19 protein-coding genes are annotated in these 26,514 nt (G+C 46.9%); 4 read left to right on the forward strand and 15 right to left on the reverse strand.

Going from position 1 to position 26,514, the window contains the following annotated elements:
- Positions 1 to 26 precede the first annotated feature (26 nt).
- The 3 genes from Aso01_RS03180 (at position 27) to Aso01_RS03190 (ending at position 5,443) form a co-directional block, all read left to right on the forward strand.
- Positions 27 to 2,816: an aminotransferase class I/II-fold pyridoxal phosphate-dependent enzyme gene (locus tag Aso01_RS03180; protein WP_004934259.1), complete on the forward strand. Its 2,790-nt coding sequence runs from the start codon at positions 27 to 29 to the stop codon at positions 2,814 to 2,816.
- Between the two features lie 137 nt (positions 2,817 to 2,953).
- Entirely contained in the window at positions 2,954 to 4,417 is a 1,464-nt protein-coding gene (locus Aso01_RS03185) for a biotin carboxylase (RefSeq protein WP_039909783.1), read from the forward strand.
- A gap of 9 nt (positions 4,418 to 4,426) precedes the next feature.
- Positions 4,427 to 5,443, forward strand: coding sequence for a C45 family autoproteolytic acyltransferase/hydrolase (locus Aso01_RS03190; protein ID WP_004934253.1), 1,017 nt, complete (start codon positions 4,427 to 4,429; stop codon positions 5,441 to 5,443).
- Position 5,444: 1 nt separating this feature from the next.
- Here Aso01_RS03190 and Aso01_RS03195 read toward each other — a convergent pair whose 3' ends face one another.
- The 14 genes from Aso01_RS03195 to Aso01_RS03260 form a co-directional block, all read right to left on the reverse strand.
- Positions 5,445 to 6,005 carry a TPM domain-containing protein gene (locus Aso01_RS03195; protein ID WP_004934250.1) on the reverse strand — a complete coding sequence of 187 codons (561 nt, stop codon included), beginning with the start codon at positions 6,003 to 6,005 and terminating at the stop codon, positions 5,445 to 5,447.
- Entirely contained in the window at positions 5,999 to 7,081 is a 1,083-nt protein-coding gene (locus Aso01_RS03200; protein ID WP_004934248.1) for a TPM domain-containing protein, read from the reverse strand. The genes Aso01_RS03195 and Aso01_RS03200 overlap by 7 nt, the downstream gene beginning before the upstream one ends.
- Before the next feature lie 23 nt (positions 7,082 to 7,104).
- Positions 7,105 to 7,695, reverse strand: coding sequence for a LemA family protein (locus tag Aso01_RS03205; RefSeq protein WP_004934245.1), 591 nt, complete (start codon positions 7,693 to 7,695; stop codon positions 7,105 to 7,107).
- 128 nt (positions 7,696 to 7,823) lie between these two features.
- Positions 7,824 to 8,714: a metal-dependent hydrolase gene (locus Aso01_RS03210; protein WP_004934242.1), complete on the reverse strand. Its 891-nt coding sequence runs from the start codon at positions 8,712 to 8,714 to the stop codon at positions 7,824 to 7,826.
- 166 nt (positions 8,715 to 8,880) lie between these two features.
- Positions 8,881 to 10,302: a glutamate synthase small subunit GltD family protein gene (locus Aso01_RS03215; RefSeq protein WP_004934238.1), complete on the reverse strand. Its 1,422-nt coding sequence runs from the start codon at positions 10,300 to 10,302 to the stop codon at positions 8,881 to 8,883.
- A 73-nt stretch (positions 10,303 to 10,375) separates the two neighbouring features.
- Positions 10,376 to 14,857 (reverse strand): glutamate synthase large subunit, encoded by a 4,482-nt coding sequence (gene gltB, locus Aso01_RS03220; protein WP_004934236.1) that lies wholly within the window; start codon positions 14,855 to 14,857, stop codon positions 10,376 to 10,378.
- Positions 14,858 to 15,312: 455 nt separating this feature from the next.
- Complete coding sequence (locus Aso01_RS03225) at positions 15,313 to 16,161, reverse strand: hypothetical protein (RefSeq protein WP_004934234.1); 849 nt, start codon at positions 16,159 to 16,161, stop codon at positions 15,313 to 15,315.
- 9 nt (positions 16,162 to 16,170) lie between these two features.
- Positions 16,171 to 17,259, reverse strand: coding sequence for a 3-dehydroquinate synthase (aroB, locus tag Aso01_RS03230; protein ID WP_039909809.1), 1,089 nt, complete (start codon positions 17,257 to 17,259; stop codon positions 16,171 to 16,173).
- Positions 17,260 to 17,282: 23 nt separating this feature from the next.
- Positions 17,283 to 17,825, reverse strand: a complete 543-nt coding sequence (gene aroK / locus Aso01_RS03235; protein WP_004934229.1) for a shikimate kinase AroK — start codon at positions 17,823 to 17,825, stop codon at positions 17,283 to 17,285.
- 36 nt (positions 17,826 to 17,861) lie between these two features.
- Positions 17,862 to 19,958 (reverse strand): type IV pilus secretin PilQ, encoded by a 2,097-nt coding sequence (locus Aso01_RS03240; RefSeq protein ID WP_004934227.1) that lies wholly within the window; start codon positions 19,956 to 19,958, stop codon positions 17,862 to 17,864.
- A 59-nt stretch (positions 19,959 to 20,017) separates the two neighbouring features.
- Positions 20,018 to 20,542 (reverse strand): pilus assembly protein PilP, encoded by a 525-nt coding sequence (locus Aso01_RS03245; protein WP_004934225.1) that lies wholly within the window; start codon positions 20,540 to 20,542, stop codon positions 20,018 to 20,020.
- Entirely contained in the window at positions 20,542 to 21,276 is a 735-nt protein-coding gene (locus tag Aso01_RS03250; protein WP_004934223.1) for a type IV pilus inner membrane component PilO, read from the reverse strand. The genes Aso01_RS03245 and Aso01_RS03250 overlap by 1 nt, the downstream gene beginning before the upstream one ends.
- Positions 21,273 to 21,911, reverse strand: coding sequence for a PilN domain-containing protein (locus Aso01_RS03255; RefSeq protein ID WP_004934222.1), 639 nt, complete (start codon positions 21,909 to 21,911; stop codon positions 21,273 to 21,275). Before Aso01_RS03255 ends, Aso01_RS03250 begins: the two co-directional genes overlap by 4 nt.
- Positions 21,898 to 22,968 (reverse strand): pilus assembly protein PilM, encoded by a 1,071-nt coding sequence (locus Aso01_RS03260; RefSeq protein WP_004934220.1) that lies wholly within the window; start codon positions 22,966 to 22,968, stop codon positions 21,898 to 21,900. Before Aso01_RS03260 ends, Aso01_RS03255 begins: the two co-directional genes overlap by 14 nt.
- Before the next feature lie 166 nt (positions 22,969 to 23,134).
- Here Aso01_RS03260 and ponA point away from each other — a divergent pair, with 166 nt between their 5' ends.
- Entirely contained in the window at positions 23,135 to 25,666 is a 2,532-nt protein-coding gene (gene ponA, locus Aso01_RS03265) for a penicillin-binding protein PBP1a (protein ID WP_004934219.1), read from the forward strand.
- A gap of 18 nt (positions 25,667 to 25,684) precedes the next feature.
- Here ponA and Aso01_RS03270 read toward each other — a convergent pair whose 3' ends face one another.
- Positions 25,685 to 26,506, reverse strand: a complete 822-nt coding sequence (locus Aso01_RS03270) for a putative RNA methyltransferase (protein ID WP_004934217.1) — start codon at positions 26,504 to 26,506, stop codon at positions 25,685 to 25,687.
- Positions 26,507 to 26,514 lie beyond the last annotated feature (8 nt).

Here is a 26,514-nt window from a genome sequence, read left to right on the forward strand (position 1 = left end):
ATTTCTATAAAAAAAGACATATGCTTATGAAAAATACATATTCATTAAGCCAGCACCGTAGCGTATGGGAGATACGCTCGGATAGCTGGATTAATTTAGTTGAAGATATTGGGTATCTAACGGATTTAGCAGTCGATCATGTGGAGCGTGCTAAAGCACTTACACGGGTCAAATTAACGCTCGATTTTCTGGTTCCCATTGAAAGTTACTGGGCCTTTCCAAGTAAACGCGTTTTTAATGAACTCTGCCAGAATATCGAGCGAGAAGAGTTTTCTACAGCACGCGTTTTAGCGCGCCGGATTCATCGTGCACTCTCGGCCGGAAGCTATCGCCACGATCATACTGTTTTACAAAGCGAACGTGAATTGTCGTGCCAGATTGAAACCACAAGCGATCAGCAAGCACGGTTATCTCAGCCGTACTTTGAGGTTCTGATTGTCGATGAAATGAGTGCAGCAGAAGAAGATGCGTTACGACGCCGAGTCATCAGCAAACGCAATGCCGATGATCCGTTTATTTTCGATATTGTGGTGGTTCCGAGTTTTGAAGATGCCCTCATTGCCACGCTCATCAATTTTAACTTACAGGCCGTCGTGATTCGTCATGGCTTTCCATATCGCTCGGTCAATCATCTCGATATTCTGGATCGTCTGATGATCGATCTGGATCGAGATATCGAAAGCTTGCCGGAAATCGAGCGTGGCACCTTGCTCGGTAGCCGGATTGCACAACTACGCCCAGAGCTGGATTTGTATCTGGTGAATGATGCGGGCGTCGAAAACATTGCCTCACAAGCTGGCGGCGAAGTATTCAAACGAATTTTTTTCGGTGAAGAAGATCATATCGAGCTTTATAATGCCATCATGAAAGGTGTGGGCGAGCGTTATCGCACGCCATTTTTTAATGCTTTACGTGATTATTCCAAACAACCTACCGGTATGTTTCACGCCTTGCCCCTAGCGCGCGGTAAAGCCATTTTAAACAGCCACTGGATTAGTGATCTGGCACAGTTTTATGGCATGAATTTATTTATGGCTGAAACCTCTGCAACCTCAGGCGGCCTCGATTCCTTACTTGAACCTATTGGCCCGCTTAAACATGCACAGGAATATGCAGCACGCGCTTTTGGTGCCAAACGGACCTTCTTTGCCACCAATGGCACCTCGACCTGCAATAAAATTGTGGTGCAGTCGCTGGTACGCGAAGGCGATATCGTACTGGTCGACCGTAACTGCCATAAATCACACCATTATGGCTTAGTGCTCACAGGCGCTAACGCGGCCTATCTGGACTCGTACCCACTGAACGAATATTCCATGTATGGCGCGGTACCGATTCGCCATATCAAGCAAATGCTGCTCGACTTTAAGCGTGCAGGCAAACTCGATCAGGTCAAATTACTTTTACTAACCAACTGTACTTTCGATGGCGTGGTATACGATGTCGAACGTGTCATGATGGAATGCTTGGCGATAAAACCCGATCTCATCTTTTTATGGGATGAAGCATGGTTTGCATTTGCAAGTTGTCATCCGATTTATCGTCAGCGAACTGCCATGGCCAATGCTGCCAAACTGGCCGAGCGCTTTAAAAGCGACACGTATGCAGCACAGTATGAACAGTGGCAACAGACGATTGATTGGGACAACGATGAACAGTTACTCGACACCCGTCTGATGCCAGATCCATCAAAGGCACGTGTCAGAGTTTATTCTACCCACTCGACCCATAAAACCCTTACCGCACTGCGTCAAGGCTCGATGATTCATATCTGGGATCAAGACTTTAAAGAAAAAAGTGAAGAGGCCTTTATCGAAGCCTACATGACCCATACATCTACATCGGCCAATTACCAAATTTTGGCATCGTTAGATGTCGGGCGTCGCCAAGTCGAAATGGAAGGTTATCAATTGGTGCAGCGTCAGTTAGAACTGGCCATGAGCTTGCGCGAGCAAGTGATGCATCACCCTTTGCTCAAGCGTCATTTTCACTTTTTACGCGTGGGCAATGTTATTCCGGAGGCTTACCGCGAATCGGGCGTAAATAGTTATTTTGATGAAGGCAAAGGCTGGGCCAATCTGGAAAAAGCGTGGAGCATGGATGAGTTTGTCATGGACCCAACCCGCGCAACACTCATGATCGGCATGGTTGGTATGGACGGCGATACCTTTAAAAATACCGAACTGATGAACAAATACGGTATTCAAATCAATAAAACCTCCCGAAACACCGTACTGTTTATTATCAATATTGGTACAACGCGCTCCGCAATTGCATATTTGATTGAAGTACTGATCAAGATTGCCCGCGATGTCGATCGACGCGTAGCAGATATGAGCTCGGCAGAGCGGCGTATTCATCAAAAGCGCGTGAACTCTCTCACGCAGGAACAGCCACCATTGCCTGACTTTTCGGCATTCCATGCTGCATTTCAGGGGCAGCGCCTTGATCCGGCTATACAAACCCGAGATGGCAATATCCGTCAGGCCTTTTTCCTGTCATATGAAGATACCAGCTGTGAATATATCGATATTGCTGATGCTGCAGCGGCGATTGCAGCCGGACGAGAACTGGTTTCAGCATTGTTTGTTATTCCGTATCCACCCGGATTCCCGATTTTGGTGCCAGGCCAAGTGATCAGCGCAGAAATTTTACAATTTATGGCTGCATTAGATGTCAAAGAAATTCATGGCTTCCGACCTGAGCTTGGTTTTCGAGTGTTTACGCAAGACACGCTGAATCGGGTACAGCAAGCCAAAGAGACCTATGAGTCTTTGCAGCAATTCCAACATATTCATCATTTACGCGCAGGTTAGTTCCTGCGCACAGCACTCAAATACCGTACGGAACACAAAATATGAGTCTTCAGTCTCTGCCCTCTATTTATGCGTTCCTCAGAAAATACTGGCCAAGTAGTACGCCTCAGAAAACCGCTGAGCTTAAGGAAGTGAACATGAATTATAGTAATAAAGTGACGAGCATTTCTGATATGTTGCTGATGTTTCATCGTAACGAACGTCCGATTTACTTCATCAGCGCGACAAATTTTAACTTATTGGGCATCGATCGTTGGGTTAACCGCTTTCGCTATATCAATTACATCGACTGTTTTGATGGTCGTCATCCAAATGTTTTTGTTCCACCCGAATCTTTGCACGACGATTTTAATTCGATTGAAGACATCAATAATTATCTGCTGCAACATAAAGATGTGGTCGATCTGATTGAGCGGCGTGGTGGAAATCCAGTGGCCACCTTTTTGATGTTTGATGAAAAAACCGAGGAACTGGCCAAAGAAATTGGTCTGGACATCTGGTTCCCACCTGCGGCATTACGTCAGCGCTGCGACAATAAAATGGAAACTGTACGGATTGGCAATAAAGCCGGCGTATATTCGGTACCCAATGCGCTGGCCAAAGTGAGCAGCTATGAGCATTTGCTGCAAATTGCCGACCGTCATGGTTTAGGCCATGATCTAGTAATTCAAACTGCATTTGGTGATTCGGGCCATACCACCTTTTTTATTGCCAGCGAAAATGATTTTAACAAACATAAAGATGAGATTATTCATGATCCTGAAGTCAAGATCATGAAACGCATCAACTGCCGTGGCGCAACGCTTGAAGCCTGTGCCACGCAATCTGGAACACTGGTGGGGCCATTACTGACCGAAGTGGTCGGTGCGCGTGAACTGACGCCTTATCAAGGCGGCTGGTGTGGCAATGAAATTTTTCCGGGTGCTTTTTCCGAGCGGGCAAGAATTAAGGCACGCGAGATGGCGGAGAAATTTGGTAATCAATTACTCAACGAAGGTTATCGTGGCTATTTCGATCTGGACTTTTTAATCGATATCGATACCGATGAAGTCTACTTGGGTGAGTTGAATCCTCGCATTTGTGGCGCCAGCCCGATGACCAATCATGCCGCTTTTGCCTATGCCGATGCGCCTTTGTTCTTATTTCATCTACTAGAATTTTCAGGCGTACCTTTTGATCTCAATGTAAAAGAAATTAACGAGCGTTGGGCGCAGTCGCATTTTATCGATTCGTGGTCACAGGTGGTAATTAAATACACCGAAGATAAAGTCGATCAGGTTACCCATGCACCGCCAACCGGGATTTATCGTATGGCTGAAGATGGCAGCATCTCTTATCAGCGCTTCGATTATGCACGCCGCGCCATCGACACCGAACGTGAAGCCTTTTTCTTGAGAATCACAGGCCCTGGCGATTTTCGTTATGAAGGTGCCGACTTAGGTATTTTGATTACACGTGGCCGCTCTATGGATGATAACTTCCGTCTTAACATTCGCGCACGCGACTGGATTCGTGGAATCAAGAGTTATTATGCTGGTAAGCCGATTGCCACAACACATCACGATTTGGCCCCTGCGCCGGGATCTTTCAAAATACTCTAAGGAAAACTTATGTCTGTCGAACTTCAGTTCCAAGCTATTTTAGAAGATACGCCCGATGAAAAATGGAAAGCGATCTTCCAGCAATTCTGGCCAGGGTATCGTGCATGGTTCTTGCGTAGTGGTGTTGCAGGACGTCCAACCTATCTGGAGTGTCGACAGGCATTACGCACCTACATGCCAGAGCTGATCCCAATTTGGGAAAAACTCATTGCACTGACCGGAGGCGGTGACGTAGAAGCACGCTTTTTATCACTCTGGTGTCCACCAGCGTACATCGCTGGGTGCTCTCAAGGCGTATGGTTCGATCCTCATGCCCAAGAAGAACCGATCCTGCTTCGTAATTATGATTTTGCACCTGTATTACTCGAAGGCAATCTGCTCAATACACGCTGGGTGAATCAACGCGTGATGGCCATGAGTGATTGCCTGTGGGGCGCACTCGATGGCGTAAATGAAGCAGGTGTTTCGGCTTCGCTTTCGTTTGGGGGGCGAACCATCACTGGCACAGGATTTGGTATTCCGCTGGTACTGCGTTATGTACTGGAAATGGCGCAAAACACCGAAGAAGCCGTGGCTATTTTAAAGCGCGTGCCTGTGCACATGACCTATAACGTCACGCTACTCGATCGTAACGGAGACTGGCGCACCGTTTTTGTGAGTCCAGATCGGGAAACTGAAGTGGTTAAACGCCATGCGGTGACCAATTATCAGCATCAGATTGAATGGCCACAGCATGCCACTGCCACACTTTCTTACGAACGTCTGAACTTTTTAGAACAGGTCCTCACACACTCCACCCATTCGTCACAGGTGGTGCAAGGTTTGCTCACCAAACCGCTCTACCAAGATGCATGGCTTCGGGGCTACGGGACGCTGTACACCGCGATTTATCGTCCGGTGTCCCAGCGCGTGGAACTGTATTGGCCACAACAGCTGTGGCCACAGTCATTTGAACAGTTTACCGAAGAGCAGCGCACCATTATTTTGGCGGCACAAGCCGATCCAATGTTGTATTCAGCGCCGTAAACTAACCCAGAATAATGGGCTCATTGCCCAGCTCATTCTGGTCTTGATCATCGTGCTGCATATAAAACTGATCCAGCACCTCACCAATGGCCAAAACCGCATCGACAACCGCAGCACGATAATCACCGTGCTTCAGTTGTTGCACCATAGTGCGACAAATGGCTTCCCACGCCAGCGTATGCGTTTCGGTACAAATTCCTCGATCTACCACCAGTTCGACCTGCTGTTCACATAAATTCAGATACAGCAAAATGCCACTATTATGGGCAGTATCCCAGACACCAAGTTCGGCAAAGAGTTGCTCGGCTCGGCGCCTCGGAGTTTGTTGATAGGCTTGCAAGCATGGGATATGACCTTCAATCACCACCTGTATTTCACCCACGTGGCCATGTTCGGCCTGTGTCACCGCCTGCGCAATTGCAGTCATGTCGGTTTTAGAAAAGTAACGCTTCGCCGCAGGCAAAAAGAAAAAATGTTTCAGCCAGCGTTTTAAACTGGGTTGATTTTGCGCCCTAATTTTAGGCTGGGTAATAATTTGTGTTGTATCGGTTGTTGTTACCATGATCCTGATGCTCCCCCACCACCAAAGCCGCCGCCACCGCCGCTATAGCCACCACCGCCACCGAAACCGCCGCCGCCGCCAAAACCGCCCCCACCACCGCGACCACCGCCCGATGCAAACAGCTGAAAAATTAATTGTGCCAAAGACGTGACCAGCAATAGAAAAATACCCAGACCTGCCAGAAGGCTGGTGATAATTCCCACACCACTAATGATACCGGCTGCAATCCCCGCAACGCCTGCTGTTGCCGCGCTGAGTCGATTCCCCACAATAAAGGATGCAAAAATCCCGACCACAATAATAATCATCGAATAAGTGAGCATCTGTGAACGGGCCTGTTGCTCATGAAGTGCCTGTTCTTGGCTTTCTTTTAACTCCTGTGCTGCCTGCTGCGCGACCTCGGGATCCATATTCAGAATTTTTTCAATTTCATTTAAACCTGCCTGTATCCCTTGCGCATACTGAGCTTGGTTAAAATACGGCGTGATTTGATTACGTATAATCCGCCCAACCACAATATCTGGAAGAACACCTTCTACACCGTAGCCAGTCAGAATCTGAATCCGACGGTCATTGACCGCAATGGTCATTAAAATACCGTTATCACGCTTGGCACTACCCAATTGCCACTGTTGTGCCACACGCATGGCATAATCAAAAATATCCTCTTGACCTGTAGTCGGCACAATCACCACCGCAATCTGGGCTTTTTTTGCTTCGTACAACTGACGGATTTGTTGCTCAATCTGCTGTCTTTGTGCCTCGGTCAGTAAATTGGCCTGATCGATCACGGGGGCATTTAAACTGGGTAATGATCGTATCGATTGCCCTTCGGCCAGATCATTGGCAATTTGGGGTTGCTGTGCAGTAGCCACACTCGATGAGGGTGCTTTCTGATTGCCTTGCTGCTGTTGAATGATCTGTTGTGCTGCCAGCAGTTCGGTATTGTCTTGGGTTTGGTCGCTACCTTGTGCGCTAAATGCGAGACTGCACCACATCAGCGTCAAACAGCCGAGTATAACTGCCCAAGATCCTTGATATAGGCGCCATCGTAATCTAGCCAGAGGGAGCGTCATGGCATTCTCCAGTTCAGGCAAAATTAATTAAATGAGACTGTTGGTGCTTTCTCTGCGCCTGCTTCTGCACTAAAGTTTTGTTTGGTATGCATCCCAATCACTTTGGCTGTCATGGCCTGCGGGAACTGTCGAACATAGGTGTTGTAATCCTGTACCGTACTGATATAACGATTACGTGCCACCGCAATACGGTTTTCTGTACCTTCGAGTTGAATCTGTAAATCGCGGAACTGCTCATTGGCTTTTAAATCGGGATAGTTTTCAGAGACGGCAATCAAACGAGACAATGCGCCAGTCAGCTGACTTTGTGCCTGCTGATACTTTTCAAAAAGCTGCGGGTCTTCAAGGACGGCTTTATCAACTTTCAAGCCAGCCACGTTTGAACGCGCCTGCGTGACGTCGGTCAGCACCTGCTGCTCGTGTTTGGCATAGCCTTTCACCACATTAACCAGATTCGGAACCAGATCGGCACGGCGCTGATACTGGTTTTGTACCTCAGACCATGCTGCCGTCACCGATTCATCTTTGGCCTGCAAGGTGTTGTAGCCACAGCCCGAAAAGATTAGCGTACTGGCCAATACACTGGAAAGTGCCAATTTTTTAAATAAATTCATGTTAATCACCTCATTATTTTTAAAATTTGTGTTTTAAAGGCATTGTAACGAGGATTTTGGCGCTGTTTTGTTTATTTTCTTTATCATAAAAAAACGGGCCAGACGCCCGCTTTTTGGTTGATTCAGGTTCAGCTGTAACGAAGCTGGGCAGAAGTCTCCTGAAATGCCGGCATATCATAATCTGCCGCCATTTTTTCTTTCCAGTATGCAATCAGTTCGCTGTAATCGTGATCGGCAGGGTGAAAATCTGGTTTGTAATAGGCCAGATATTCTGGCAATAATTGCACAAACATTTTGGCCACCAAATAAATCCCGAAAAGATTAGCGCCCACTTTAGGTAAGCTTTTACGTCGATCCTGCATGAACAGTTTGCTGGCCGAGTAAAAGGTAAGGCTGGCAAAGCCTGTAGTGACACTTCGCATTATCAGAGTGCGCAGCTTATGATCGCCATAAATCTCTTGGTACACATCGAAGGCCACAGCACGATGTTCGATTTCTTCAATCGCATGCCATACCCAGAGCTTCATGGCATCTTCATCTAATGTACTGAGTACCTCAGGATGCCTTAAAATATAGCCTCCCAACAAAGCAGTAAAATGCTCAAATGCACAGGTAATGGCAAGCTGCACTTTCGGATGCAAATTACGTACATGACGATCTTTTCGCATAAGCCATGCTTGAAAGCGATCCAGATTATAATCGTCTTTGCGCCATGCATCATTAAACTCAGTATGCGCCTTGGAATGCATCGCCTCTTGACCAATAAAAGCTGCAATTTGAGCCTGAAGCTGTGGATCTGCAATTCGATCACGCACATTACGCACGCTATGCACAAAAAACTGCTCTCCTACTGGAAAGGTCGATGAAAGTGCAGTGAGCAAATGCGACATGACAGGTGAATTGGCAAAGTAATGCCGCTTGATTTTTTCAGGATGGAATTGTAAGCGCCGCACGGTAATGCCCAACGCTTTAGGACGCTGCTGATATGCTTTCGATGCCTGCTGAATCACTGTTGCCATAGCCGAATCCTGCTGTTTTTATCGAGTATGGCGAGTGAATCGATAAAACCCTATGGCAAAACTGCTTGTACAATTGACCGAACTGCTCAACCCGATTAATGCACAAAAATGACAAAAGCCTGCATCCGTGCAGGCTTTTGGAAATGGGTCTTTGGATGTTTTAACGTTACACGTCGAGGTAATCCAAAATACCTTCTGCTGCCTGACGACCTTCCCAGATTGCAGTCACAACCAAGTCAGAGCCACGCACCATATCGCCACCCGCAAAGATTTTCGGGTTAGATGTCTGGAATTTATATTGTTGCTGTTCAGCAGCAAGTACGCGACCCGAGCCATCCAAACCAATATTGGCAGGTGCAAACCAGTCTGCCGGACTTGGACGGAAACCAAATGCCAGTAATACAGCATCTGCTGCTAGAACCTCTTCAGAACCCGGAATCGGTTCTGGACTACGACGGCCACGACTGTCTGGCGCACCTAACTGTGTGGTCACCACTTTCACGCCAGTCACTTGACCATTTTCGCCCATAATTTCGATTGGCTGACGGTTAAACAAGAAATTAACGCCTTCTTCGCGCGCATTTTTTACTTCACGACGTGAACCCGGCATGTTGGCTTCATCACGACGATATGCACAGGTGACCTGCTCCGCACCCTGACGGATCGAAGTACGGTTACAGTCCATTGCCGTATCGCCACCACCCAGCACGATCACTTTCTTGCCTTCAACACTGATGTATTCGCTTGGGTTTTGCTCCCAGCCTTGCGTACGGTTGACGTTGGCAATCAGGAAATCCAGTGCATCATACACACCCTCAAGCTCTTCGCCCGGGAAACCACCCTTCATGTAAGTGTAGGTGCCCATTCCCATAAATACTGCATCGTAATCTTGCAGTAACTGGTCGATGGTGATGTCCGTTCCGATTTCAACATTTAAACGGAATTCAACGCCCATGCCCGTGAAGATTTCACGGCGACGCTTCATCACGTCTTTTTCCATTTTAAACTCAGGAATACCGAAAGTCAGCAAACCGCCAATTTCAGGGCGCTTATCGAAGACCACCGGTTTTACACCATTACGCACCAGAATATCTGCACAGCCAAGTCCTGCCGGGCCTGCGCCAATAATGGCCACTTTTTTGTCGGTCCATTTCACTGACGACATATCTGGACGCCAGCCCAGTGCAAAGGCTGTATCGTTGATATATTTTTCTGCATTACCAATTGTTACCGCACCAAAACCGTCATTGAGGGTACATGCACCTTCACACAAACGGTCTTGTGGGCACACACGACCACACACTTCCGGTAAGGTATTGGTTTGATGGCACAATTCTGCCGCCTGAAAAATACGGCCTTCTGCAATCAGTTTTAACCAGTTTGGAATATAGTTATGTACCGGACATTTCCATTCACAGTACGGGTTACCACAGCCCAAACAACGATGGGTCTGATTGGCAGCCACTTCAGCCGTGAACGGTTTATAAATTTCCACAAACTCAGATTTGCGGACATCAATATCTTTTTTCTCTGGATCTTGGCGTGCTACATCCAGAAACTGAAAGTCATTATTTAGGCGCTCTGCCATGTCTTGCTCCGTGGGTCAGTGTGGAAAACTCGAAAGTTATCCACACTTGCCTGTCAAAATATGAGTAGTGGAATTATTGAGGATCGGCTTTGGTTGCTTTCAACAGCGTCAGTAAGTTAGCAGCTTTTGGCTTGACTAACCAGAACTTGCGACTGTAGAAATCAAACTCGTTGCGGATCTTATACGCCCATGCACTGCCTGTTTCTTTGATGTGTTCATCCAGAATACGCAGTAAGTTTTCTTGATGATCTTCCATCGATTCAGTTGAAATACGAGTTAAATCAATCAACTCATGGTTGTAGTAATCGACGAAGTTATTTTCAAGATCCAGAACGTATGCAAAACCACCGGTCATACCGGCACCGAAGTTATGCCCCACTTTACCCAATACAGTCACGATACCGCCGGTCATATATTCACAGCAGTGATCGCCCGCACCTTCAATAACAGCAAATGCACCAGAGTTACGTACTGCAAAACGCTCACCCGCAGTTCCGGCAGCAAATAACTTACCGCCAGTCGCACCGTACAAACAGGTGTTTCCAATGATGGCAGTATTTTGAGTCTGGAACGGCGAACCTTTTGGTGGGAAGATCGAGATACGACCACCTGCCATTCCTTTCCCTACGTAATCGTTGGCATCACCTTCAAGCTTAATGTGCAAACCACCAGCATTCCATACCCCCAGAGACTGACCTGCTGTACCGTTAAGGTTAAGTACGACCGGATGCGCCTCCATATCGAGATTGCCATAACGACGTGCAATTTCGCCCGATAAACGTGCGCCAATTGAACGGTCACAGTTACCAATCTCGAAATTGAACTCGCCGCCAGTACCTGCTTCAATTGCAGGAAGCATTGCACTCACCATTTTCTCAGCAAGAATGCCTTTGTCGAACGGCTGGTTGCCCTGAACTTGACAATATTGTGCCTTGCCTTCAGCCGATGGATGCGACTGGATTAAAGGTGTTAAATCTAGATGGGCATGCTTGTCGGTTTCACCTGGCAAGATTTCAAGCAAGTCGACACGGCCAATCAAATCTTTAAGCGATGCGACACCTAGTGCAGCCAACCACTCACGTGTTTCTTCCGCAATAAAGTGGAAGAAATTGATCAGCATTTCTGGCTCACCAATATAATGCTCTTTACGCAAGTGATCTTGCTGAGTTGCAACACCGGTTGCACAGTTGTTAAGGTGGCAAATACGCAGGTATTTACAACCCAATGCAATCATTGGAGTCGAGCCAAAACCGAAACTTTCTGCACCCAAAATGGCGGCTTTAATTACGTCTAAACCGGTTTTGAGACCACCATCTGTCTGTACGCGTACTTTGCCACGCAGGTCATTAACACGAAGTGCCTGATGCGCTTCAGACAAACCCAATTCCCAAGGCGAACCAGCATGGTGGATCGAAGACAATGGAGATGCCGCAGTTCCGCCGTCATAGCCTGAAATAGTAATGAAGTCGGCATAGGCTTTTGCTACACCCGCCGCAATTGTTCCTACACCCGGCTCAGACACCAGTTTGACCGATACCATTGCCTGCGGGTTGACTTGTTTCAAGTCAAAAATCAACTGCGACAAATCTTCAATCGAGTAAATGTCGTGATGTGGAGGAGGTGAAATCAAGGTCACACCCGGCACCGCATAACGCAAACGCGCGATCAAGCTGTTGACTTTACCGCCCGGCAACTGACCACCCTCACCCGGTTTTGCACCTTGTGCCACTTTAATCTGCAACACTTCTGCAGAAGTAAGGTAAGCCGGTGTCACACCAAAACGGCCCGATGCGATCTGCTTGATTTTCGAGTTACGAATGGTACCGTAACGTGCTGGATCTTCACCGCCCTCACCCGAGTTTGAGCGTCCACCCATGGTGTTCATGGCAATGGCAATGGCTTCATGCGCTTCTGGCGATAAGGCACCAATCGACATCCCTGCCGAGTCGAAACGCGGTAAGATTTGCTCAACCGGCTCCACCTGTTCAAGCGCAATTGAATTGCTGATTTTAAGCTTGAACAAGTCACGAATAGTTGCTACCGGACGGTTGTTGACCAGTTCGGCGTATTCTTTAAAGTCTTGGTAATTGCCTGAACGTACAGCTCTGTGTAATGCATTGATGACGTCTGGGTTAAAGGCGTGATATTCCTTGCCAAATACAAACTTGAGCATACCGCCTTGGTCAATCGGCTGACGATTTTTCCATGCAGTTGCGGCCAGTTTTTTCTGGTCATTTTCAAGATCGGCAAAAGTTGCGCCTTCGATACGGCTTGGTACACCAATAAAGCAGGTATTGACGACTTCCTTCGATAGTCCCACCGCTTCGAATAACTGACCGCCACGGTATGATGCAACGGTTGAAATCCCCATTTTTGAAAGGACTTTCAACAGGCCTTTTTCGATACCTTTACGGAAATTGGCCTGAGCGTGTACCGGATCGCCGAGGAGTTCACCCTTGGCAACCAAATCATTGATCACGTCATAAGCTAGGTATGGATAAATCGCAGTCGCACCAAAGCCCAAGATCACCGCAAACTGATGCGGGTCACGCGCCACACCGGTTTCAACAATAATGTTGGCATCGGTACGTAAGCCGGTATTGATCAAATAGTGATGGATGGCACCAGTGGCCAATACTGCATTGGCTGGCAGGTAACCTTCGCGGATTTTCTTATCCGAAATCACCAGCAAGGTTTTACCATCGCGAATCGCCTGTGCAGATGCCTCGCAAATACGCTGAATCGCCGCCTGTAAGCCTTCTTCTTCTGGATAGTTCAGATCGATATCGGCAATTTCGTAGCCTTTACGTCCGAGGGTACGAATCTGATGCATTTTGGAGTTTGACAATACCGGACTTGAAATAATCAAGCGATCGGCATGCTCTGGCCCTTGCTCAAATACGTTTTGCTCGCGCCCCATACAGGTTTCAAGCGACATCACAATCGATTCACGTAATGGATCGATTGGCGGGTTGGTGACCTGTGCAAACTGCTGACGGAAGTAATCCGATACAGGACGCACCTGACGAGACAATACCGCCATTGGCGTGTCATCACCCATTGAACCAACCGCTTCTTGACCACTTTCAGCAATAGGACGTAACAACTGGTCACGTTCTTCAAAAGTGACCAAGAACATTTTTTGTGCAGCTTTCAGGTTGTCGCCTGCCAAGCCTTTATCAATTAAATGCTCTTCAAGCTCTGGGCTACCTTGTAGACGCAGCGAGTTTTCACGTAACCACTGACGGTACGGGCGCATACGTTTAAGATGGTTGCTGACATCTTGTGTATCCAGCACTTTACCTGTAAAGGTATCGACCACCAGAATCTGACCCGGACCAACACGGCCTTTCGAGATTACATCTTCTGGTTGATAATCCCATACCCCAATTTCAGAGGCTAAAGTGATGTAATCATTTTTGGTAATCACCCAACGCGCTGGACGCAAACCATTACGATCTAGCATACAAATGGCATGACGGCCATCTTGAATCACAAGACCCGCAGGGCCATCCCATGCTTCCATGTGCTTTGAGTTAAATTCATAAAATGCACGTAAATCTGCATCTAGGGTTTCAACGTTTTGCCATGCAGGCGGCACCAGCATGCGCAAGGCACGGAATAGATCCATTCCCCCGCCGATCAGAATCTCAAGCATGTTGTCGAGACTAGATGAGTCTGATCCGGTACGGTTTACAATCGGTGTGAGCTTGGTCAAACCAGGAAGGAGTGGATTTTCAAATTTTGGTGTACGCGCCATCGCCCAGTTACGGTTGGCAGTAATCGTGTTGATTTCACCATTGTGGGCAAGATAACGGAACGGCTGTGCCAACGGCCAACGCGGTAAGGTGTTGGTCGAGAAGCGCTGATGGAACACCACAATATGCGATGCAAGACGCTCATCTGCTAAATCGGTATAAAAGTCCGCAATCGCTGCTGGCATCATGAGGCCTTTATAGCTAATTACGGTCGAGCATAACGTGGTCACGTAAAACAACGGATCGTTACTGAGTTGTTGCTCTGCACGACGGCGCGCCAAAAAGAGCTTACGGTTGAATTCAACCTCAGTCACGCCCATTGGACAGTTCACAAATACTTGTTCGAAGCCCGGCAACGATTGCAAAGCAATTTCGCCTAACGCGTCGTTATTGGTTGGAACAATGCGCCATCCGATGACACGCAGGCCATCCGCTTCAATTTCTTTGGTTAAAATCGTTTTTGCATGTTGCGCCAAGGCAGGATCAATATTTAAAAACACCGTACCGACTGCAAAAATTTCGCTGAGTGTAATGTCACTGAGCTTTTTTGCTTCTTCACGGAAAAATTGCTTTGGCATAGCCAATAGTAGACCGCATCCGTCCCCGGTTTTACCATCTGCGGCAATACCACCACGGTGCGTCATGCAACTTAAACTGTGAATTGCGGTTTGTACAAGATGGTGGCTAGAATCCCCTTTCATATGGGCAATCAGACCAAAACCACAGTTATCTTTAAACTCATCCGGTTGGTATAAACCTTGAGCGGGAGCTACAGTGTGAGGCGATGGCAAATGCATAGCGTACCCTTCTTCAACATGGCTCTTTCGAGCGTATAACGATCAATTATTTCTTCGCGACGTTGTCTCATTACTCACGTAAAGCTAAATGTTCCACAACCCATTTTTGCGTTACTTCCTGAATATACGCTTTTTTAGCTCTATATGGCAGCAACTTCATGACAAAAACGTGTTGAGTTATTTCGCACTTTTTTAAAGCAGGCGAAACGACGATTTCGCATGCTAATTGAATTTTATGACGGCTTAGCGCCAAAATAGAACAAATTGATCAATTAGCGCATCAAACATGCAAAAAAGATGCCACATTTATTTATAAACGGTTAACTTATTTATTTGTATAGCAATAATATTTTTTATTATTCTGTAAAATTAAAAGCACAGTTTTAAAATGCACCAAAATATTGCACAATTTTAATATTGATCAAAAATAATGCTCTATTTTGGTTCTTTTATCATCAATTAAATGGGTCGCTGATTTCGCGCTCGGTCTGTTTTGGTGCCTTTTGATCGATGGCTGATGCTTTGGTTGAAGACGCTGGTAATTCGGCATTGGAGCGTGACTGGCGAACATCCACCACATTGCCTTGCGCATCACGGCGCGTAACCGTGGTGCTGGTCGTAGATGAGCTCGGCGCGTTTGCCAATGGATTAAAAGTTTGAGGTTCCACGCGCGGCAATGCGGCTGGTTTTAAATTGATTTCATGCAATTGTGCCACCAGCCCTAACTCGTCAGACCCCAGATCATTCACCAGAGGCGCCAGACTGGCAAAAGATACTGCATGCGGGCGAACCGATGCCGGTAGTTTTAATTCAAGCTGTTTTAACTGCGAATTGGCAGCAGACTCACTTCCAAAGGTGCCGTAAACCAGCATATATTGCTCTTGCTGATCGGACCCAGTTAGACGGAAGTAGTAAAACTGATTTCGGTCAGCACGAGTTTTTAAATAGTTCTTAATGATGTCTTCATCTGAAGCACGAAAAAGCTCTATCGTCCAGCTTTTCTTGTTTTCACTGACGAACTTGGTGCCCCGAAACTCGGACTCATGCAAACTGGCCGTAACCACGCGGGTGGTTAAATCCAGGGGTTTCACTTCTTGAGATAGCATCCCAAGATGACTGGTGGCCGCCACTTTCTCGGGTTGAATTTGCACTTGGGTTTGCGCAATATCAGTACGATCCATTTCGACCAGCTTGTCGGTGTCGTTAATTGCCCAAAACACCAATGCAAAAAACAGACAGACAAGCGCACACACCAGCCAGCTGTAATGCTGAATTTTTTGCCATAGTGTGCGATGTGCTGTCATGCATTCACCTTATTGATTTACAGTTTGATTTGCAAGAATTGCGGCTTTCATTTGATCGACATCAAAAGTCTTGGTAATGACCGCCTGACCTAGACGCTGCAATAATACCAGTCTTAGCTGTCCATTGAGCACTTTCTTGTCATGCGACATATAAGACAAAAATGCGTCCAACGGAATTTGCGGACATGATATCGGCAAACGCGCACGCTGAATAATCTTTTTTGTACGTGCCAGATCTGCTTCAGAAATCCAGCCCATGCGCTGCGACAAATCAGCCGCCATAACCATACCGGTTGCCACTGCCTCGCCATGCAGCCATTCACCATAACCCAAATATGATTCAATGGCATGACCAAAGGTGTGACCCAAATTAAGTAAAGCGCGTTCACCTTGCTCTTTTTCGTCGTTTGCTACAATTCGCGCCTTATGAGCGCATGAGCGATACACCGCTTCTGCAAGCAAAGTTTCATTTCCAGCGACCAGCTCGTCCATGTGTGTTTCGAGCCATGCCAAAAATTCAAGATCCCCGAGCAAGGCATATTTAATCACTTCGGCTAAGCCCGCAGACAGCTCACGCGGTGGTAAAGACTTTAACTGTGACATATCGGCCATGACCACTTCAGGCTGCTTAAAGGCCCCGATCATATTTTTGCCTAATGGATGATTAATGCCTGTTTTTCCACCGACACTTGAATCAACTTGAGACAACAATGTGGTTGGCACCTGAATAAAGTATACGCCACGCTGGAAACTCGCTGCGGCAAAGCCAGCCATATCGCCAATCACGCCACCACCAAGCGCCAGCACGGTACAATCCCGATTAAACCCGGCTTGGAGCAGCGCATCAAAAATAAGATTCAAGTGCTCGATATTTTTGTATTTCTCGCCATCTGGCAGCACACATACAGCCACTTGCTTGTCTAGAGCAGTCAACGCATCTACATAGTGTTGCAGATAGAGCTGTTCCAGCGTGGTATTGGTCACGATCATCACCTGACGACCTTTGATATACGGCGCAAGCAGGTTATGTGTCTGTAATTGACTACCAATAAAGATTGGATAACGGCGATCGCCTAACTCTACGTGAAGTGTTTGCATAAACATTTAAACCGGTGAGAAAACTAGTGCAATTGGGGCGTTAAGATCACGCGTAAAATTTGCTGGGCAAGATCACGTGCTGCGCCTTGATTTGTTTCAATAATATGATGGGCCACTTCACGGTACAACGGATCTCGGGTACTGAGTAAATCTCGAAGGCGTTGCTCCGGATTCTCGACCTGCAATAAAGGACGATTTTTATCACGATAGGTGCGTTGTAATTGTAACTCGACAGGCGTAAATAGATAAATCACGACGCCGCGTGTTTTTAGATAGTTTCGGTTTGCTGCTTGGGTGACAGCGCCACCACCTGTAGCCAATACCAAATGGTGACGAGAGGTAAGATCATCGAGCACATTGGTTTCTCGGCCACGAAAGCCCAATTCACCTTCTTTTTCAAAAATCCATGGAATCGTAGCACCTGTTCTGCGTTCAATTTCATGATCGCTGTCGAGAAATTCACGCCCCAACAATTCTGCCAAATGCCGCCCAACGGTGGTCTTTCCTGCTCCCATGGGACCTACCAAATAAATATTGGGTAGGCTGTCAAACTCTTTGCTTGGCAAGGAGTCACCTATTGAATTACTTGAATTAAAACTATATTAATGATTTCCAACAATAGTGTCATTAACTATTCGAGGTGTCACAAAAATTAGCAGTTCATTTTTCGCTTCACTTTTTGCGGTCTTTTTAAATAAACGCCCCACATAAGGCAAATCACCTAAAAATGGCACTTTAGTCACCGCATTAGACGTGGTTTGTTCGAATACACCACCCAAGACAACTGTCTCACCATTATTCACCAAGACATTGGTATTGATCGCATTTTTATTTAAAATGGCCTCACCGTTTTGGGCATAACTATTGATCGAGTCATTGGCAATATTCAGTTCCATCAAAATTTTACCGTCTGGGGTAATGTTGGGTGTGACTTCCAGACTGAGCAATGCTTCTTTAAATGAGGTTGTGGCAGTTGATCCTGCTGCCGAATTGGTGGTGGACTGATACGGCACTTCCACACCGGTTGCTACTTTGGCTTTTTGCTTGTCGGCGGACATCACTTTCGGTGTTGAAATCACCTCACCGTATCCGTCAGCCTGCAAGGCAGACAGCTCCAGGTCCAGCATAAAATCAGACAAACTGATTAAACCAAATGAAATACTGCTGGCGCCTGCTGTCGATACCCCTAAGTCAACACTTAAGTTATTGTTAATGGTGTCGCCATTACGCAAGTTCCATAAGGTTGAATTTTTACCTGTGACCTGTAAATCATTGCCTGTCGACAAGACGCCCCATTTCACTCCCATTTCTTTACTAAACGAGGTCGATGCACGCACAATCCGTGCTTCAATCATGACTTGTTTCACCGGAATATCCAGCAAATCAATCATGCGTCGGATCTGGTCAATCTTTTGCGCAGTGTCATTTAAAATAAGAGTGTTGGTACGCGGATCAAAAGAAATCGTGCCACGCGGGCTTAACAAAGTGCCAACGCTATCGCCCAAAGGCTCCACCGTCGCACTACCAGTCGTAGCAGTACTGGTAGTACCGCTGTTTCGACCTTGAGTAATCAATTTTTCAATATCTACCGCTTTGGCATATTTAAGCTGAATAAACTCGGTTTGTAGCGGCGAGAGCTTGGTACTTTGTGCAATCGCTTTGGCTTCATCTTCTTCAGACTTGATCATCTCGGTGACAGGTGCTATCCAGATCACATTTCCATTACGGCGCTTGTCCAGATTTTTTGTTTTTAAAATAATATCCAGCGCCTGATCCCACGGCACGTCTTTAAGGCGCAAGGTAATATTGCCTTGTACAGAATCTGCGGTCACCATATTGATATTGGTAAAATCGGCCAGTAACTGTAATACGCGGCGTACTTCAATGTCTTGAAAATCGAGTGAAATCTTCTTACCCGTATAGTTTTGGTTGTTTTTTGAGTTTAGTCTGACATTATCTTGTGGACGCTTTAGACTGATGGTGAGTTTATTTTCGGCCTGATACGCCATGTATTCATAACTGCCCGTCGACTGAATCGAGACCACACCGTTGCTGCCATTATTGAATGCATCAATCGATGCCACAGGCGTTGCAAACTCGGTGGTATTCAGGCGGCGCGCCAGATGCGTCGGAATTTTTATGCCGGGAAAACGCACCACCACCTTGCTGCCTTCTTGCTGTACATCGACAGGCGTGGTACTGCCTTGCAGATCAATCACTACCTGCCCTTCACCTTGTGCTCCTTTTTGAAATCCAATATTTCCAATAGAAAGCTGGTTTTTTAGGGCTGGAGCGGCAAGTGGAGTCGCGGCAGAGGCCAGATTATTAATTTTAAGAATGAAGACATTGCCTTCTACACGCGTAGTAAATGCACCTGAATTTTTAAGATTCACCGTGACACGGGCGCGTTTTTCATCTGCACTGACTTCAATTCCCGAGGCTTCATTGCTGGTGATCGCAATATTGCGTTTGGCCAGTTTTTGCGTGGCTTGATCGAAATCCAGAATCAGACGAGAAGGCTGCTCAAGTTGATACGACTGAGGTTGTGGCGGCAGTCCATTAAACATAATCCGCACTTCGGTCCCTTGTCCCGGAATCGTCATCGGGACGACATTGGTAATGGCGACCTGCGCACTTGCAACTTGCATCACGGCATAGGTCACACTTGCCATCGTAAATTGACGAATTACCTGTTTCATCGAGACTCCCCCAAGCATAAAAACGTTCAAGCTTTTTCTCATTATTATTCCCCTGTGCACTAGGGCTTCGGTCCAATTAAAACCAAAGATCGTGGCCGTTCAATAAATCCATCACGTCCATCTGGCACAATTTCCATTAAATCAATTTGTGTGGGTGAGATGGCTACAATCCGCCCTTCATTCAGCCCCATATAATTGCCAATTTGTACCCGCTCAATTTCACCATCAGGCGTTTGAATTAATGCCAGAATTTGGCCATTGATGCGGCGCATACTGCCTTTCATGTTTAATGATTCAAGCGCATAACTTTCAAGTGGCTGTTTGGGTCTGGATAGATTTGGGTAAACGCGTTTTCCAGACATCACCTTGAGTTCTGCGGCAATCGAGTTCGGCAAGAATGGATTGCGTAACTGATTGGCAGAATAAAGGTAGGGCGGAACAGGCATAAATACAGGCGCAGGCTCAATCGGTAACGGTGGCTGACTTCGAATAGCGGCCATTTGCTGCTGCACACTGTCAATGCGTGAGTCACAACCCGCAAGCCCCAGCACCACCACACTCAAGCACAGAAGTTGACGTATCATTAAGGTGTCCCCCCTTGTGCTGCTGCGGGTGCGGCAGATGGCTGAACCGACGAGGCAGCGTTTTGCTCGTCTACACCGATATAACGATATGTTTTCGCCTTGACGCTGTAATCGACCTGCGGAATATCCGAGGTTTCTTTGGCAGGTTTTGCTTCAATGACAAAATCATGCATGGTCACGATACGCGGCAAGGCCGAAATACCACTGACGAAGGCACCAAAAGCATGGTAGTCACCCGTGGCTTCAATCGAAATTGGCTGCTCTACAAAAATTTCTTGTTTGACCTCATTTTCAAGCCGAATATTTTTAAATTTTAAACCCGAGTTCACACCCGTCATGTTGATGTCTTCGACCAAGCCCGGAATCTCACTTTCCTTTGGAAGTTGCGTCAGTTGCTGATTAAAGCTGGCCTGCATTTCGACCAATTGACGCTGATACTGCTGTAGATTGCGTAGTTTGGATTCTTTTTCTTTAAACTCATTCAGAAGGTTTTGTTCTTGCGCACGCGCGGTCTGTATGGTGTCTAACTGCGGACGAATCATGACAAAATAACCAAGCGCCACCACTAAGAAAAAAATAAATATCCAGCAGGTGATTTTGACCGATTTGGGCCAACTCCCGTAATTGCTCATGTCGAGCGTATTAAACTGCTGAAAAAACTTATCCACCGTCATGCGTTTTTTCTGCACAGGTTCTTGCTCAGGTGCCGTGTGATCGACTGGATCTCGTTTCATGGCTTGGCCCCCGCATTGGCTGCTGTTGCAGTGGTGGTTGGTGGCGCATAGGCCACACCAATTTCACCCAAATCGACACTGACCACAAAACTGCCGTATGCTTCTTCAGGTCTTGGCACAACAGACGTTGGCGCCTTCTCTTTGGTATCGTCGACCGCCAGAAATGAATTCATAAAAGCATTACGATACCAAGGCGATGCCTCAAGGTTGCGTAATAATTCGGCTACGGTATTCGGGCTTTCGGCTCGGCCTTCTAGCGTGAATTTATCGCCAGTCCGGGTAAATTTGGTCAGATACATATTGTTTGGTGTAACCCGAACAATTTCATCAATGAGGCGAACTGCCACAGGACGCTGCGATTGCAAGCCCTGAATCAGTTTCATCCGTTCTACAATCGCATCTCGCTGCTGCTGTAAACCATCGAGTGCTTTGAGTTGATGGTCTAAGGCTTGATTGGTAGTAATAAGTAACTGATTGGCCTGCTCTTGATCATTAAGCTTGAAATTAAAATACGTCCAGCCCAATGCAACGGCAGCGCATCCGAGTATTGCCACCAAACCACTGAGTAAAATAAATTCTTTTTTACGCTTTTCTCGCAGTTTATCGCGCCATGGAAGGAGGTTAATGCGTGTCATCATCGAAACTCCTCAAGGCCAGCCCGCATGCCACCATGAGCGATGCAGCATCATTTTCGATCTTGCGAACATCCACCTGTGGTGAAAAATCCATTTGTAAAAACGGATTGGCCACCGTCACCCGATAGCCCAGTTTTTGCTGCAACAATCGGGCTAGCCCCGGAATATTGGCATTTCCGCCTGCGAGCAAAATATGGTCAATTTCGTTGTACTGCGAAGATGAAAAGAAAAACTGTAATGAACGCGCCGCCTGCTGAACCAGCGCTTCTAGGTAGGGCTCAAACACTTCTGCGGTAAAATCCTCGGGCAACGAGCCGTCTTTTTTGGCACGTCCTGCTTCTTCATAAGACATTCCATAGCGTTTTTGAACGTCTTGAGTGAGTTGTTTACCGCCAAAAACCTGCTCGCGGGTATAGATAATCTTGCCCTTTTGCATCACCGACAGCGTGGTCATGGTATGGCCAATATCTAAAATTCCCACCGTACTTACACCCATCGGCAAGGTATCGGCAAAAACCTGAAATGCACGCTCCATGGCATAGCTTTCAACATCTGCCACCTTAGGCGTTAAACCTGCCAGCTCTAGCACTTCAACACGCGTATCGACATTTTCGGTACGTGTCGCTGCAATCAGGACATTGACCCGATTAGGATTGGCTGGGCGTTCTGGCGTGACTTCAAAATCAAGACTGACTTCATCTAAAGGAAATGGAATAAAACGCTCGGCATCCATTCGAATCTGAACTTCTCGCTCATCATCGGTCATGTCGGCATCCATTTCGATCAGTTTGTGTACGACCATTGAGGTGGGCACTGCAATGGCCGCTTGGGTCGCTTGTGGATTGGCCAGATTGATGGCGCGCGTCAATGCGTCGGCCACCGCTTCAGGATTAAGAATATTTTTCTCAACTACACTGCTTTCTTGCAGCGGAATCAAGCCATAACTTTCTACACAGTAACGATCATTTTTGGCAGAGAGCTCGAGTACTTTGACCGAAGTCGAACTGATATCAACCCCAACCAACCCCTTATTGGTTTTACGGTATAATCTGAGCACGTAAATGGTGTCCTATTATTTTTCTGTCCCCAAAGAAGCAAGGGCTAATTTTATCTAGGTCATTAATTTTATGCGGATACAATATCTCATCTAACAATCCGCTATTCTAAAGGATATACTGACCCACAATTAGTTTGCGTTAAGCTCTTATTAAAACCCACTTGTTATGAAAAAGCTATCCAGTTCAGGCCGCGTTCACCCATTTTTTTTGTTCATTATCATGGTACTTGTCTCAGTTCCGATGGGTTTTTATGGCATGTATCTCTATATTGCCCCGTCTTTGCCTGAAATGAGCTCCTTGAAAAAGGCGCCGTTGCTTAAACCATTACAGGTTTATACCGCAGATAATCAATTAATCGCAGAATATGGCGGTAAACTTTCAGTTCCGGTTGAATATAATCAAATTCCACCACATTTTATTCATGCTTTTTTGGCAGCTGAAGACTCATCTTTTTTTGAGCACAGCGGGATTAGTTTTAAGGGTTTGGGGCGTGCATTAAGTGAAACCGTAACCGGTTCAAATGTACAAACGGGTGGCTCGACCATTACCATGCAGGTGGCGAAAAACTATTATTTATCGCCAGAGCGTACTTTAAAACGTAAACTGACTGAAATTTTCTTGGCGCGAAAAATTGAGCAAAACCTGAGTAAACAAGAAATCTTGACGCTATATGTCAATAAAATTTTCTTGGGAAAAAATGCTTATGGTATCGCGGCTGCCGCCAAGATCTATTATAACAAAACCCTTGATCAGCTCAGTATTGCTGAGATGGCCATGATTTCGGGCTTGCCTAAAGCACCCTCTAAGTACAATCCAGTGGTTAATCCAGAGCGCGCACTTGAGCGCCGAAACTGGATTTTAGGACGCATGTTGCAACTTGGCTATATCAATCAGACCGAGTATCAACAAGCAGTGGCCGAACCTATCAATCTCGATATGCCAGACCGTGGTGTAAGTAACCGCTTCCCGTATATTGGTGAAATGGTACGTGTAGAGTTGGTCGAAAAGTTTGGTGAACAGGCAGTCGATTCTGGTTATAAGGTTTACACCACCATCAATAGCCAGCGCCAAGCCTATGCCGAGCAATCGGTACAAGATGGGCTTGAAGCCTATGATCGCAGACACGGCTGGCGGGGTGCAGAGGCACATGACAAACCGCTGAATCAATTTATTCCTTATGCCAATACCTTTCCTGCAGAAGTCATTAAAGTCGGAAGCAATACATTTGAAGCACGCATGCAGGATGGACAGACCGTCACGGTGCCTTGGTCGGGAATGTCGTGGGCACGCCGCTATCGCAATGCCAATAGCGTAGGCGAATTGCCGTCACGCGCGTCGCAGATTGTGAAAGTCAAAGATATTGTGCGCTTACGTCCGAATGACGATAAATCTGCTTGGTCATTGGTGCAAATTCCACGGGTTCAAGGTCAATTAATTGCACTGAATCCAAATGACGGTTCGATTGAAGCCGTGGTGGGTGGATATAACTTTTACCAATCAAAATTTAACCGCGCATTACAAGGCTGGCGTCAACCGGGTTCGACCATCAAGCCGTTTATTTATGCCTTGGCCATTGAGCGTGGTATGACACCGTACTCCATGGTCAACGATAGCCCGATTACCATCGGACGCTGGTCGCCGAAAAACTCCGATGGCCGCTATCTAGGCATGATTCCACTACGTCGAGCGCTGTATTTATCACGTAACACCGTTTCGGTGCGCTTATTACAAACTGTGGGCGTTGAACGGGCCCGACAGTTGCTGATGGATTTTGGTTTGCAAGACAATCAGATTCCACGCAACTTCACGATTGCCTTGGGTACCCCGCAAGTCTTACCGATCCAGATGGCAACTGGCTATGCCACTTTTGCCAACGGCGGTTATCGTATTCAACCGCACTTTATCCGTCGTATTGAAGATGCTTACGGCAAAGTTATTTTTGAAGCAAAACCTGAGTATGCCTGTATTCCTTGTATCAATGAACAGCCTGCTGCTACAGATACAGCACCTCAAACCCCAGATGATGAAGTGATTGAGGTCAATAACCAGACCTTGCAGCAACCACCCGCTCCTGCTGTAACAGCATCTGAAGATACTGCCAACTATCGTCAAGCACAGCGGATTTTAAAATCCAGTTCAGCTTATGACATGGCCAATATTCTTCGGGATGTTATTTTGCATGGTACAGGGCGCGCGGCGCTTAAAATTGGTCGTGACGATTTAGGCGGTAAAACCGGTACCACTAACGATGCCAAAGACGCCTGGTTTGCAGGATTTAATGGCAAACTCGTTGCAGTGGCATGGGTCGGTTTCGACCAGCCTACAACGCTGGGCCGACGTGAATATGGCGGTATTGCAGCACTACCGATCTGGACCAACTTCATGGATCAGTCGCTAAAAAATACACCATCTGCGTGGGTACGTCTGGACAAAAATGCCAAAGCGCCAATTTCACGCGAAAAACCAACCATTGAAATTAATAATCGCAATGACGATAAAGCCTCACCACCGCTGGCACGTCCGCTATATGTGCCTGCGCCTGTGGCACCTGTTGCAACACCTGACAGTGATTTTGCCGATTTACCGGGTGAAGAGATTCAGGTTCCACCATCGAATACCGCGCCATCGACACCCAAGAAAAGCGATGCGCCCAAACGCGGCGATGCGCTAGAAGGCCTGATTAATCAGGTCACTTAATCGAAAAAAAAACAGCCATCAAATTGATGGCTGTTTTTTTCGGACTTTAAATAGATAAAGCTGGAAACTTGCGGTGAGGTGCATGCCCTCTTGCGCTTCAAGTGCTTCTCGTTTTTCAGCTTTAGCTTTATACGCATATGGCGTCATGGCGATTAAATGCTTGAGTTGGATTTGATTTAAATCAAACGTACTTTCCACACTCACAGATTTAACCAGTTCGAAATCGTGCTGAAGCTGCTCGACAAACTTTTCAGGAGTATGCGGATTCACTTCATCAAACAAGGCCGCGCGCATACCAAGTAAATGCTGGGGTGCTGGCGTGGCCACTATCAAGTAACCTTCCGGTTGAAGGACACGTAAAATTTCCTTTTGGGGAATCGGACTAAATAGACTGGTGCAGACATCTATGGACTGATCCAGTACCGGTAGCACTGCGCCAGTTCCAACCACCCACGTCACCTGTCGATTCAGTTTTGCTGCACGTTGAACCGCCGTCTTGGCGATATCCAGCCCAATACAGTGCTTTACATGCTGTTGCATGGCATCGGTGTAATATCCTTCGCCGCAGCCAATATCGAGCAAGTACTTTGGATTTAAGCTGGCGAGTTCAGCTTCTAACGCATCGCGTAAAGGCTGATAAAATCCCTCGCTTAAAAAAGCACGTCGGGCCTGAACCGACTCAGGGGTATCGCCCGGACTTTTACTGTGCTTGTGCTGCACCACATGCAAATTTACATAGCCTTGTTTGGCCACATCGTAGCTATGTCCTTGCGTACAGCGCCAAGTCATCTGATCAAGCGCCAGTTTGTCGCCGCACACCGGGCACATCAACACATTCATATTCGGTT

Origin of the sequence: Acinetobacter soli (assembly GCF_000760595.1) — a bacterium.
Lineage (GTDB): Bacteria > Pseudomonadota > Gammaproteobacteria > Pseudomonadales > Moraxellaceae > Acinetobacter > Acinetobacter soli.